The sequence below is a fragment of the Nocardioides sp. Z43_10 genome, from assembly GCF_059766615.1.
The window spans coordinates 80,167-92,363 of sequence record NZ_JCBAJY010000009.1 but is presented as its reverse complement, the minus strand read 5'-3'; the positions used below and the strand labels follow the sequence as shown (position 1 = coordinate 92,363).

Here is a 12,197-nt window from a genome sequence, read left to right as displayed (position 1 = left end):
CGCCGCCTCTCGGCGGCAGCGGCCGGGGTGGGCGGGAGCCTCAGAGCAGGTCGAGGATGAGGCCGGCCACGGCCTGCTGCTGCACGGCGTAGGGGTGGAACGCCAGCGCGCGGGTGGGGTCGCTCTCGACCCCGGCGACCCACGGCGTCTCGGCGCAGACGTCGTGGCCCTCGCTGGCCTCCCAGACGTCGACGTGGTCGACGCCGGCGTCCTGCGCGGCGTCCGCGACCGTCTCGGCGAGGCGCTCGTTGACCCGGCGGGCGTAGGCATAGTCGCCGTCGGCGAGCGGCAGCAGCCGCGGACAGGTGCCCGACTCCGGGACGATCTGGGGGTAGCCCACCAGCAGCACCCGGGCCTCGGGCGCCCGCCGCCGGATCTCCTGGACGCCCGCCGCGAGCCGGCCGCGGATCTCGGCCATCGCGCTCAGCAGCGGGTCCCGGCCACCGGCTTCCCGGGTGAGCGTCTGCGCGCACGGCGTGCCGTCCGGGTCGACGTCGCGCAGCGAGGTGCACCGGCCGACCAGCGTCGTGAAGACGGCGAAGTCGTTGCCGCCCATCCCGAGCGTGACCAGGTCGGTTCCCGCGTCGACGGCGTCGAGCTGAGCGGGCGCCGCGCCGCCGAGCAGCGGCTGCGGGGCCAGCAGGTGGGTGGTGTCGGCGCCGCTGCAGCTGCGGTCCTCGAACGAGGGCACCTCGAGCTCGGCCGCCACCAACTGGGGGTAGTTCCCGGTGGAGCGCAGGCATCCGCTGAGCTCGGTGGTCGGCACGAACGGCGCGGCGGTGTAGGAGTCGCCCAGCGCGACGTACGCGGCGTACTCGGGGGCGGCCTCGGCGGGCGACGCCTCGGCGCCGGCGGCCGGGCTCGGCTCCGCCTGTGGGCCGTCCCCGCCCTGGCCGCAGGCGCCCAGCGCCGCCGCCAGGACGAGGGCAGCCAGCAGCCGGCTCGTGCGCTCCATGCCCCGACCGTACGACGCACCCCCTCAGGCCAGGGCGAGGGTCAGCTCCAGCAGCGTGCGCGGATCCTCGAGCCGCTCGCCGTACAGCTCGCGCAGCTGCCCGACCCGGTAGCGGACGGTCTGGGGGTGGACGAACAGCTCGGCGGCGATCTCCTCGCGGCGGCCCTGGTGCAGCAGCCACGAGCGCAGCGTGTCGGCGAGCTTCTCCGCGGTCGCCGGCCGCAGCCCCTCCAGCGGCGCCAGGGCGCGGGCGCGCAGGTCGGCGCGCAGCGCGGGATCGGCGGCCAGCAGCAGCTCGGGCAGGTGGTCGTCGGTGTCGACGGCGTCGGGACCGGTGATGCCGAGCTCGACCGTGCCCACGGCCCGGGTGTAGGAGGCCCGCACCGACGTCCAGGGGCGCGCCGGGCCGACCACCGCCCGGCTCCCGGCCAGGGCGCGCAGCAGGGCGCCGCGACGCCGGCCGTGGGCGTCGGGGACCAGCAGCAGGATCCGGTCGCCGAGCCCCGGCAGGTCCTCGCCGGTCTGCAGCGTCGCCGGGTCCAGCGCGGGCAGGGTGGCGCGCAGCTGGTCCTCGGGCACCAGCACCACGGTCAGCGTCTCCGGCGGCACCCACTCGGTCCGCTCGGCGGCGGCGTGCAGGGCGTCGGCGGGGGCCTCGTCGACCAGCAGCCGGACCAGCCGGTCGACCATCCGCTGGCGCAGCCGGCCCGAGGAGGCCAGCTCGTCGGTGTGGCCGGCGGCGCTCGCGGCGGAGAGCTCGTCGATGTAGGCGAAGACGAGCTCGGCGAAGTCGGCCACGGTCTCCGCGCCGATCCCCGCGCGCACCGCCGTCCCCGACATCTCGCGCCACGACACCCGGGCGCCGATCCGGTAGGCGGCCAGCAGCGCCTCCATCGAGCGCCCGGAGCGGGCCTCGCCCCGGCCGAGCTGGTAGGCGCCCTCGACGGCCGGGGCGGCCGGGGTCCGGGGGTCGGCTCCGTGACGCCCCGAGGCCAGGGAGATGAAGCCGCCCAGTGCCAGCTGGACCGCGTTGCGGATGGTGGAGCCCATGTCCCCGCTCAACGCGCCGGCGTAGCTGGGCACCTCGGAGATGATGGCCTCGACGGCGCGGTCGGCGACCGCGGGCAGGCTCGCGCGCATCTCCTCGATGGCCGCGACGCCGAACCGGGAGACCCGGCCGACGGCAGGGCCGGAAGTGTGACGGGCACCATGCTCGGTCAAGGTTAGGACTCCCCGCGACCTGGAAACTCTCGGAAGATTGTTCGGATCGAACAAGGCAGTCCGATCGGTTCACGCGAATTGGTCAGGACTTTACACCCGGCGATGCAGGAGAGTGAACCCATGAGTCTTGCCGTCCCCCTCCGTCGCGCCCCGCTGGGGCTGCCGCGCGGCCTGCGCGACGGGTTGCGCCGCGTCGCCGATGCCGCGGTCACGCCGCTGGAGCTCGACGACGTCCTCGACGTCTTCCACCCGCTGCGCGCGGGCGCCCCGCTGCGCGGGCGGATCGTCGAGGTCCGCCCGGAGACGTCCTCGTCGGCGACCCTGGTGATCAAGCCGGGCAAGGACTGGGCCGGCCACGTGCCCGGCCAGTACGTCCGCGTCGGCGCCGAGGTGGACGGGATCCGGCTGTGGCGCACCTACTCGCTGACCCACGGCCCGCGCCCCGACGGCTGCATCAGCATCACCGTCAAGGCGATCCCCGACGGCGTGGTCTCCACCTACCTCGTGCACCGCGCCCGGGCCGGGCAGATGCTGCAGCTGGACCAGGCGCAGGGCGACTTCGTGCTGGCCGACCCGCTGCCCGCGAAGCTGCTGCTCGTCACCGCCGGCTCGGGCATCACCCCGGTGATCGGGATGCTGCGCAACCTCTTCTCCCGGGCCGTGCCCGCCGCGGGAGGCGCCGCGCACCCCGACCAGATCGTCCTGCTGCACTCCGCGCTGACGCGTGCGGAGGTGATCTTCGGTGACGAGCTGCGCCGCTACGCCGCCGAGGGGCGCCTGCGCCTGGTCGAGCTGCACACCGACATGGACGGGATGCTCGACGTCGCCGACCTCGACACCATCGTGCCCGACCTCGCCGAGCGCACGACGTACGCCTGCGGGCCGGTCGGCCTGCTCGACGCGCTCGAGGCCCACCACGGCGAGCGCGGCCTGCCGCTGCACCTGGAGCGCTTCCGCCCGGTGGTCGTCACCCCCACCGACGGCGAGGGCGGAGGCACGCTCACCTTCGCCGACGGCACCACCCTCGAGGCCGACGCCACCACGCCGATCCTCGACGCCGCCGAGAGCGCCGGCGTGCTGATGCCCAGCGGCTGCCGGATGGGCATCTGCATGGGCTGCGTGCTGCCGATGAAGGAGGGCGCCGTGCGCGACCTGCGCAACGGCGCGCTGACCGTCGCCGTCCCCGGCGAGACCGACCCCGGGGGCGTGCCCATCCAGACCTGCATCAGCGCCGCCGCCGGCGACTGCCAGATCAACCACTGACCCCCCTGACCCCTCTGCCCCCCGCCCCACCGCCCGCTCCCGCGAACGGAAAGGACATCCGATGACCGTGATGACCAAGAAGCCCGAGAACCCCACCGCCCACCTCAGCGAGGCGGACATCGAGGAGATCGGCCGCCGGCTCGACGCGATCCGCCAGGAGATCCTCGACGCCCGCGGCGAGAGCGACGCGGCGTACATCCGCAAGGTCGTCGACGTGCAGCGCAAGCTCGAGCTCGGCAGCCGTGCGGTGCTGCTCGCCTCGTCCTTCCCGCCCGCGCTGATCGCCGGCACGATCGGGCTCAGCGTCGCCAAGATCCTCGAGAACATGGAGATCGGGCACAACGTCATGCACGGCCAGTGGGACTGGATGCGTGACCCGAAGATCCACTCCACGACCTGGGAGTGGGACAACGCCTCCACCGCCGAGGGCTGGAAGCACTCGCACAACGAGATCCACCACACCTACACCAACATCGTCGGCAAGGACAACGACCTCGGCTACGGCATCATGCGCGTCGACGAGGACCAGCGCTGGCACCCGATGTACCTCGGCCAGCCGCTGTGGAACTTCATCAACGCCTGCTTCTTCGAGTACGGCATCGCCGCCTACGACCTCGAGCTCGGCAAGAACCTGAGCATCCCCAAGGAGAAGCGCAGCGAGACGTTCAAGCGCAACGCCAAGAACACGCTGCGCAAGATCCGCCAGCAGGCCACCAAGGACTACGTGGTGCACCCGGCGCTGTCGATCCCGACCGGCTCGTTCCTGCCGACGCTGGCCGCGAACTTCACCGCCAACCTGGTGCGCAACCTGTGGTCGCACTCGGTGATCATGTGCGGGCACTTCCCCGAGGGCGTGGAGACCTTCGAGAAGAAGTCGATCCCCGCCGACGAGACCCGCGGCCAGTGGTACCTGCGTCAGATGCTCGGCTCGGCCAACATCTCCGGGTCCAAGGCCATGCACCTGATGACCGGCAACCTCTCCCACCAGATCGAGCACCACCTCTTCCCCGACCTGCCCAGCAACCGCTACGCCGAGGTGGCGCCGAAGGTGCGCGCGATCTTCGACGAGTACGGCCTGAACTACCACGAGGCGCCGCTGGTCAACCAGGTCGCGTCGGCCTGGCACAAGGTGGTCCGGCTCTCGCTGCCCAACGGCTGGCTCGCGGAGACCAAGCCGGCCAACGCCACCAAGCAGCTCGCCAAGCTCTACAAGATGACCACCGGCGGGCCCAAGGTCCGTCGTGCCCTGGACGCGCGCTCGCGCCAGGAGGCGCGTCGCGCGGAGCAGCAGACCGCCGCCTGACCTCGCTCGGCTGACCGGCTCCGCGGCCCCTCACGGGGGCGCGGAGCCGGTCCTGCGTGGCCGAGCGGGGGCAGGATGGTCGATGTGGAGATCGCCTTCGTCCTCGTCGCCCTGGCCCTGGGCGTGCTCCTGGGCGCGGGTCTCGCCCGGCGCCTGGACGTGCCGGCGCCGCTGCTGCTGATCGCCGGTGGCATCGCCGCGTCGTACGTCCCGGGCGTGCCGGAGCTGCACCTGAGCCACGACGTGGTGCTGCTCGGCCTGCTGCCGCCGCTGCTCTACGCGGCCGCGCTGCAGACGTCCCTGGTGGACTTCAAGGCCAACCGCCGCCCGATCCTGCTGCTCTCGGTCGGCCTGGTCGTCTTCACCACGTTCGGCGTCGGCGTCGTGGTGCACGCGCTGCTGCCGGGGGTCTCGTGGCCGGTGGCGCTGGCGCTGGGCGCCGTGGTCGCGCCGCCGGACGCCGTGGCGGCGACCGCCATCGGGCGCCGGATCGGGCTGCCCCGGCGCGTGGTGACCATCCTGGAGGGCGAGTCGCTGCTCAACGACGCCACCGCCCTGGTCGCGCTGCGTACCGCGATCGCCGTCGCCGCCGGGGGCGTGGAGCTGTGGGAGGTCGGCTTCGAGTTCCTCATCGCCGCCGGCGGTGGGCTGCTGATCGGCGTGCTGGTCTACCTCCTCGTCGCGCGGGTACGCCGCGGGCTCGAGGACGCGCTGCTGGACGGGGCGATCTCGCTGGTGACCCCGTTCGCGGCGTACCTCGTCGCGGAACGGGTGGAGGCCTCCGGGGTGATCGCCGTGGTGATCGCCGGGTTGCTGCTGGGGCACAACGCCCCGGTGCTGCAGACGGCGCAGTCCCGGATCATCGAGCGGGTCACCTGGCGCACGATCGCCTTCGTGCTGGAGAACACCGTGTTCCTGCTGATCGGGCTGCAGGCGAGGTGGATCCTCGAGGACGTCGGCGCCAGCGACCTCGGCGCCGGGCGGATCGCGCTGCTGTGCGCGGCCACCCTCGCCGCCGTGGTGGTGCTGCGGATGGTGTGGGTCTGTGCGGCCCGCTACGCCCTCGAGCGTGGCGACGGCGCCCACCCGCCGTGGGCCCAGACCTTCCTGCTCGGCTGGGCCGGGATGCGCGGAGTGGTGACGCTGGCCGCGGCGTTCGTGATCCCCGGCGACACCGAGCACCGCGAGATCCTGCTGCTGGTCGCCTTCACCGTGGTGGCCGGCACGCTGTTCGGCCAGGGCAGCACCCTGGCCTGGCTGGCCCGCCGGCTGCGGGTGCCCGCGCCCGACCCGATGGAGGACGCACTGGCCCGGGCGACGGTGCTGCAGCAGGCCGGCCAGGCGGGACTGGCCCGCCTCGAAGAGCTGGCCGTCGAGGACCCCCACGGCGTCGGCGAGCTGATCCGGCAGCGCGTCGACCAGCGCAACTTCGCGGCCTGGGAGCGGCTGTCCACGAAGCCGGGGGAGGAGAGCCCCAGTGCGCTCTACGCGCGGGTGCGCCTGGAGATGATCCAGGCCGAGCGGCGACGGGTGCTGGAGGTGCGCGACGTCGGGCAGACCCCGGCCGAGGTGATCGACGACGTGCTGGCGATGCTCGACGTCGAGGAGTCCACCCTCGACTCCACCCAGCCCGAGGACGAGGACCTGCGGCTCGCCGGCAGGGACAGCGGCCGCCTGGTCCCCTCCGTCGCGGGGGAGACCTGCGCGGACCTGCGGGCGCACCCGGCGATCGAGACCGTGGCGGAGCCCTTCTGCCAGCGCTGCCTGGACGAGGGGACGGTGTGGGTCGCGCTGCGCCAGTGCCTGACCTGCGCTCACGTCGGGTGCTGCGACTCCTCCTCGGGACAGCACGCCACCGCCCACTTCCACGAGAGCGGACACCCGGTGGTGCAGTCGGCCGAGCCCGACGAGGACTGGCGCTGGTGCTACGTCCACCACCTCACCGCCTGACCCCGGCCGCGCGCCGCCGTACGCCGTACGCCCCGCGCCGCCCGCCCCGCGCCGTACGACCAGCTGTAACGCGGGGTTATGCCATCCACCACAGCGCTCTAACGCTGTGGTGGTGGTGATAACCCCGCGTTACAGCCGGAGGGGTACGGCGCGGGCGGCGCGGCGCGCGCGGCGCGGCGCGTACGGCGGGCGCGGGCGCGGGCCCGTGGGGATGTTGGGCGCTGCGCCCATGGTGGCCGGGGAGCGGTGCGGCCTAGGGTCGCGCCAGGTGGCGGCGCGGCGCCGCTTCGCGAGGAGGGTGTGGCCATGGCCGAGGTGCACGGCAGGACCGACGCCCGGTTCGAGCCGGTGCGCGACGAGTTCGCCCGCCAGCTGGACTCGGGCAACGAGCTGGGCGCGAGCCTGGTCGTGGACATCGACGGCCACACGGTCCTCGACCTCTGGGGAGGCTTCCGCGACGTCGCCCGGAGCGTCCCCTGGGACGAGCACACGATCACCAACGTCTGGTCGACCACCAAGACCCTGACCGCGCTGGCCGCGCTGATGCTGGTCGACCGCGGCCAGCTGGACCCCTACGCGCCGGTGGCGAAGTACTGGCCGGAGTTCGCCGAGAACGGCAAGGACCTGATCGAGGTCCGCCACCTGCTCAGCCACACCTCCGGGGTCTCCGGCTGGCAGGCGCCGTTCACGGTCGAGGAGATGTACGACTGGGAGGCCTCGACGCGTCGCCTGGCCGGTCAGGCACCGTGGTGGGAGCCGGGCACGGCGTCGGGATACCACGCGCTGAGCCAGGGTCACCTGGTCGGCGAGGTGCTCCGCCGGGTGGACGGTCGACCGCTCAAGACGTTCGTCGCCGAGGAGATCGCCGGCCCGTTGGGGGCCGACTTCCAGATCGGTGCCGCGGAGTCGGACTGGGACCGCATCGCCGCCGTGGTGCCGCCCCCGCCGCTGGAGATCGACTTCTCGGCGATCGACTTGGACGGCCCCGCCTTCAAGACGCTCACCGGCCCGGTCGCCGAGGCGGGCGTGGCCAACACCCCCGGGTGGCGCCGCGCCGACATCGGGGCGGCCAACGGCCACGGCAACGCCCGCTCGGTGGCGCGGATCCTGCGGGCGGTCTCGCTCGGCGGCACCGTGGACGGCGTACGGCTGCTCTCGCCCGACACCCTCGAGCTGATCTTCGACGAGCAGAGCCACGGGCCCGACCTGGTCCTCGGCGTGAACCTGCGCTTCGGCATCGGCTTCGCGCTGCCCGAGACCCAGACCGTGCCCTACGTCTCCCAGGGACGGTCCTGCTACTGGGGCGGCTGGGGCGGCTCGCTGATCGCGATGGATCTCGACGCGCGCACGACCGTGGCGTACGCGATGAACAAGATGGCGCCCGGCATCATCGGCTCGGACCGCTCCGAGGCCTACCTGCGCGCGATCCAGGCCTGCCTGGGCTGAGCCTCACGGCCAGCGCAGCCCGACCGCGTCCTCGCTGAGCTCCCAGAGCCGGCGGGCGGCGTCGGGATCGCGCGAGAGGCGGTTCCCCTCGACGACGCGGGGCCGGCCGCGGCCCTGCTGGAACCCGTCCGGGCCGCAGTAGGTGCCGCCGGGGAGGTCTGCGGTCGCCGCCATCAAGGTGGGCAGCGCGCCGTCGGCCGCCGGCTGGGCGACCGCGCCGATGGTGGCGTTGAGGATCGAGGCGCGGCCTCCGGCGGGGCGGCCGTAGCGGCCGTTGGCGGCCAGGTGGGTGGCCGCGAACCCGGGGTGGGCGGCCAGCGCCCGCACCGGGACGGCGGCCTCGCGGGCGCGCCGATCGAGCTCGGCGGTGAAGAGCAGGTTCGCGAGCTTGCTCTCGGCGTAGGAGACCCAGCGGTGGTAGCGCGGGCGGGGCGTGCGCGGGTCGTCGAGGGGCGCCTGGCGGGCGAGGCGGTGCATCTGCGAGGAGACCGTGACGACGCGGCCGGCGCCGCTGGCCACCAGCTGGGGCAGCAGCAGCCCGGTGAGCAGGAACGGCCCGAAGTGGTTGGTCCCCATCTGCAGCTCGAACCCGTCCCGGGTGCGCTGGTAGTCGGTGCCCATCACGCCGGCGTTGTTGACCAGGACGTCGATCGGCCCGAACGCCTCCGCCCGGGCGGCGGCGCCGCGCACCGCGGACAGGTCGGCGAGGTCCACGACCAGCTGCTCGAGGGCGGCGCCCGGGTGCTCACGCTCGAGCCGGCTCGCGGTCTCGGCCAGGCGCCTCTCGTCGCGGGCGGCGAGCACCACCCGGGCGCCGCGGCGCGCCAGCTCCAGCGCCGTGTGGTGCCCGAGCCCGCTGGTGACCCCGGTGACCAGGATGGTCCGCCCGGCCTGGTCGGGCATGTCCGCGAGCTCCCAGGGCTCGGGTCGCACGCTCACGGGGTCACCGTGAGGGCCGCGACGATGCGCCTGCCGAGGTCGTGGTCCCCCTCGATGGTGACCCGCTCGTCGGCGCCGGCCTGCTCGGGGGTCCGGCGGCCACCGGCGAGCACGATGAACGTCTCGCGGTCCATCTTCAGGCGCACGGTCGGCTCGGCCGGAGCGGAGGCGAGCCGCTCCCCGCGGCCCTGCTCGGTGACCGTGGCGGCGACCGGCTCGCTGCCCTCGACGGCGAGGAGCACCGTCGTACCGGCCGGCGCACGCACCTTCTTGGCCAGTACGAAGCCGATGCTCTCGGCCAGGTAGTCGGCCGTGTGCCGCGCCGCGGACGAGTCGAGGTTGCCCGGCAGCCCGACCGCGCGGCGGATGTCCTGCTCGTGCATCCACAGGTCGAGGGGGCGGTTGCGCAGCAGCGTGTCCACGCTCCAGCCGAGGTCGCCGAACGGCGACTGCGCGGGCGCCGCGGGGTCGGTCGGGGGGTTCGCCAGCAGCTCGGTGCGCCGACGGGTCGCCATCTCCCGGATCTCGTTGATCAGGTCGTCGGGGGTCCGGCCCCGGCGGGCGACGACGCCCTGCTCGGTGAAGGTCCCCATCGCGCTGGTCACGTGGGCGGGCCGCCCCACGTCGACCGGCTCACCGGCGACGCCGTTGAGCAGTGACTCCAGATGGGCGATGTGCGCGGCGACGGCGTGCACGTCCCAGCCGGCCAGGTCGGTCGGCGCGCGCCACTGCTCGGGCGAGAGCTGCTCGAGCAGTCCAGTGAAGTCGTCCACGGCGTCCCACCACACGTCGACGAGGCCGGCCAGGCGCTGGGACTCAGGGGTCGTCTCGCTCATGCGCGACACCCTAGTGGCGGGCACGGACAGCTGGGGAGGCCCGCACGGCGGGTGGCGGCCGCCGTACCCGTCACGGACGCGGGTTGGTGCGCCGCCAGGGCCGGGAGTCGCGGCGGCGACCCATGCCCGCGGCGCAGCGGGGGCACACCACCGCGACCTGGTCCGCGTCACGGCCCGTCTCGGGCTGTGCGTCGCCCCAGTCGACGTGGGAGAAGCGGGCCAGCTGCGAACGATGCAGGGAGAGCCCGCACAGTGTCTGGTTGGTGCCGGGGATCCAGGCGTGGACCTCGCCGGCGGGGGTGCGGAAGCCGTCCGGGTCCGTCCAGGAGCCGGTCGCGGCCACACTTGCTCGAACCGGTGGCGCCATGCGCCCTGGTACCCCGCCGTCCGGGCGCCATGCTCGGCGAGCTGCGCGCGATCCGGGAGCGCCTGGACGCCCTCGAGGAGGGGTCCGCCGCGGGCCGGGGAGAATGACCCCATGAGCACCCGCCCCCGCGTCCGCGCCCCCGAGCTGAGCGGCCGCGGCTGGCTGAACACCGACGGCCCGCTCGCCCTGAGCGACCTGCGCGGGCGGTTCGTGCTGTTGGACTTCTGGACGTTCTGCTGCGTCAACTGCCTGCACGTGATCGACGAGCTGCGCCCGCTGGAGGAGAAGTACGCCGAGGAGCTGGTCGTGGTCGGCGTGCACTCGCCGAAGTTCGCCCACGAGGCCGACCCGGTGGCGCTGGCCCAGGCCGTCGAGCGGTACGGCGTGCACCACCCGGTGCTCGACGACCCCGAGCTCGTCACCTGGCAGGCCTACACCGCGCGGGCGTGGCCGACGCTGGTGCTCGTCGACCCGACCGGCTACGTGGTGGCGCACTACGCCGGCGAGGGTCACGTGCACGCGATCGACCGGCTGCTCGGCGAGTTGGTCGCGGAGCACCGCGAGCGCGGCACGCTGCAGCCGGGCGACTCGCCGTACGTCGCGCCGGTGGTGGAGCCGACCGAGCTGCGCTTCCCGGCCAAGGCGGTGCGGCTGCCCGGCGGGCACACGCTGGTCGCCGACGCCGGCCACGACCAGGTGGTCGAGCTGGACGCCGAGGACCGCGTGGTGCGCCGCATCGGCGGTTTCGCGGAGCCCAACGGGCTGTGCCTGCTGCCCGAGGACGTCGCCGCCGAGGTCGGCTACGACGTCGTGGTCGCGGACACCGTGCACCACCAGCTGCGTGGCCTCACCCTCGCCACCGGCGCCGTACGGGTGCTCGCCGGGGACGGGCGGCAGTGGTTCGAGGGCGACGCGACCACGCGCCTGTCGAGCCCCTGGGACGTCGCGTGGTGGCAGGAGCGGGTCTGGGTGGCGATGGCCGGCATCCACCAGCTGTGGACGTTCGACCCGCGCACCGGCTGCGTCGAGGTCGCCGGCGGCACCGCCAACGAGGGGCTGCTCGACGGGCCGCTGCCCGAGGCGTGGTTCGCGCAGACCTCCGGGCTGGCCGCCGACGAGGACCGGCTGTGGCTGGCCGACAGCGAGACGTCCTCGCTGCGCTGGGTCGAGGGGGACCCGGGGACCGGTGGTGTGCCGCGGGTGCACACCGCGGTCGGCTCGGGCCTGTTCGACTTCGGCTTCCGTGACGGCCCGGCCGCGCAGGCGCTGCTGCAGCATCCGCTCGGGGTGAGCGTGCTGCCCGATCGCACCGTGGCGCTGTGCGACACCTACAACGGCGCGGTGCGCCGCTTCGACCCGGCCACCGGGGAGGTCACGACCCTGGCCACCGGACTGGTCGAGCCGAGCGGCGCGTTCGTGGACGGCGAGCACCTGGTGGTCGTGGAGTCCGGCGCCCACGCGCTGACCCGGGTGCCGCTGGGCGCGGCCGCGGTGGCGGTGGACGGGTTCGCGCACTCGACGCAGCGGCCGGTCACCGAGGTCGGGGCACGCCTGGAGCTCGCGGTCGTGTTCACGCCTCCGCCCGGGCAGAAGGTCGACGACCGGTTCGGGCCGCCCTCGCAGCTGCTGGTGACGGCGACCCCGCCGGCGCTGATCCGCGAGGGCGACGGGCGCGGCACCGACCTGACCCGCACCCTGGTCCTGGACCCGGCCGTCGGCGACGGCGTACTGCACGTCGCGGCGCGGGCCGCCTCCTGCGACGTCGTGGCCGACGGAGCCGCCGCCGACGGCGCGGCCTGCCACATGCACCAGCAGGACTGGGGCGTCCCGGTCCGCCTCACTCCCGACGGCGCCGCCACGCTCGCCCTCCCGCTGGGCGGGCGCACCCCCGAGCTGTAACGCGGGGTTATGCGCTCC

10 protein-coding genes are annotated in these 12,197 nt (G+C 74.2%); 5 read left to right on the top strand and 5 right to left on the bottom strand.

The features are described from left to right. Positions 1-40 precede the first annotated feature (40 nt). Positions 41-955 carry an SGNH/GDSL hydrolase family protein gene (locus AC6EI4_RS16605; RefSeq protein WP_498452138.1) on the bottom strand — a complete coding sequence of 305 codons (915 nt, stop codon included), beginning with the start codon at positions 953-955 and terminating at the stop codon, positions 41-43. Positions 956-979: 24 nt separating this feature from the next. Beyond that, the gene (locus tag AC6EI4_RS16600; RefSeq protein WP_498419714.1) at positions 980-2,176 is read right to left on the bottom strand and encodes a PucR family transcriptional regulator; all 1,197 of its coding nucleotides are present in this window, start codon (positions 2,174-2,176) and stop codon (positions 980-982) included. 120 nt (positions 2,177-2,296) lie between these two features. Between AC6EI4_RS16600 and AC6EI4_RS16595 the strand changes: the two genes are divergently transcribed. From AC6EI4_RS16595 to AC6EI4_RS16580, 4 genes are all read left to right on the top strand, one after another. Then, a complete protein-coding gene (locus AC6EI4_RS16595) occupies positions 2,297-3,439 on the top strand; it encodes a ferredoxin reductase (protein ID WP_498452137.1) in 1,143 nt (380 codons plus the stop codon). 61 nt (positions 3,440-3,500) lie between these two features. Next, complete coding sequence (locus AC6EI4_RS16590; protein WP_498419710.1) at positions 3,501-4,742, top strand: fatty acid desaturase family protein; 1,242 nt, start codon at positions 3,501-3,503, stop codon at positions 4,740-4,742. A gap of 75 nt (positions 4,743-4,817) precedes the next feature. After that, on the top strand, positions 4,818-6,692 hold the full coding sequence (locus tag AC6EI4_RS16585; RefSeq protein WP_498452136.1) for a Na+/H+ antiporter: 1,875 nt from the start codon (positions 4,818-4,820) through the stop codon (positions 6,690-6,692). 306 nt (positions 6,693-6,998) lie between these two features. Beyond that, positions 6,999-8,138, top strand: a complete 1,140-nt coding sequence (locus tag AC6EI4_RS16580) for a serine hydrolase domain-containing protein (RefSeq protein ID WP_498419706.1) — start codon at positions 6,999-7,001, stop codon at positions 8,136-8,138. Between the two features lie 3 nt (positions 8,139-8,141). Here the strand turns inward: AC6EI4_RS16580 and AC6EI4_RS16575 are convergent, their stop codons facing one another. From AC6EI4_RS16575 to AC6EI4_RS16565, 3 genes are all read right to left on the bottom strand, one after another. Further along, the gene (locus tag AC6EI4_RS16575; protein ID WP_498452135.1) at positions 8,142-9,077 is read right to left on the bottom strand and encodes an oxidoreductase; all 936 of its coding nucleotides are present in this window, start codon (positions 9,075-9,077) and stop codon (positions 8,142-8,144) included. Further along, positions 9,074-9,913, bottom strand: a complete 840-nt coding sequence (locus AC6EI4_RS16570; protein ID WP_498452134.1) for a maleylpyruvate isomerase family mycothiol-dependent enzyme — start codon at positions 9,911-9,913, stop codon at positions 9,074-9,076. Before AC6EI4_RS16570 ends, AC6EI4_RS16575 begins: the two co-directional genes overlap by 4 nt. Before the next feature lie 70 nt (positions 9,914-9,983). Next, positions 9,984-10,256 (bottom strand): hypothetical protein, encoded by a 273-nt coding sequence (locus AC6EI4_RS16565; RefSeq protein WP_498419700.1) that lies wholly within the window; start codon positions 10,254-10,256, stop codon positions 9,984-9,986. Between the two features lie 135 nt (positions 10,257-10,391). Between AC6EI4_RS16565 and AC6EI4_RS16560 the strand changes: the two genes are divergently transcribed. Beyond that, entirely contained in the window at positions 10,392-12,179 is a 1,788-nt protein-coding gene (locus tag AC6EI4_RS16560; protein ID WP_498452133.1) for an NHL domain-containing thioredoxin family protein, read from the top strand. The last annotated feature ends 18 nt before the right edge of the window (positions 12,180-12,197 follow it).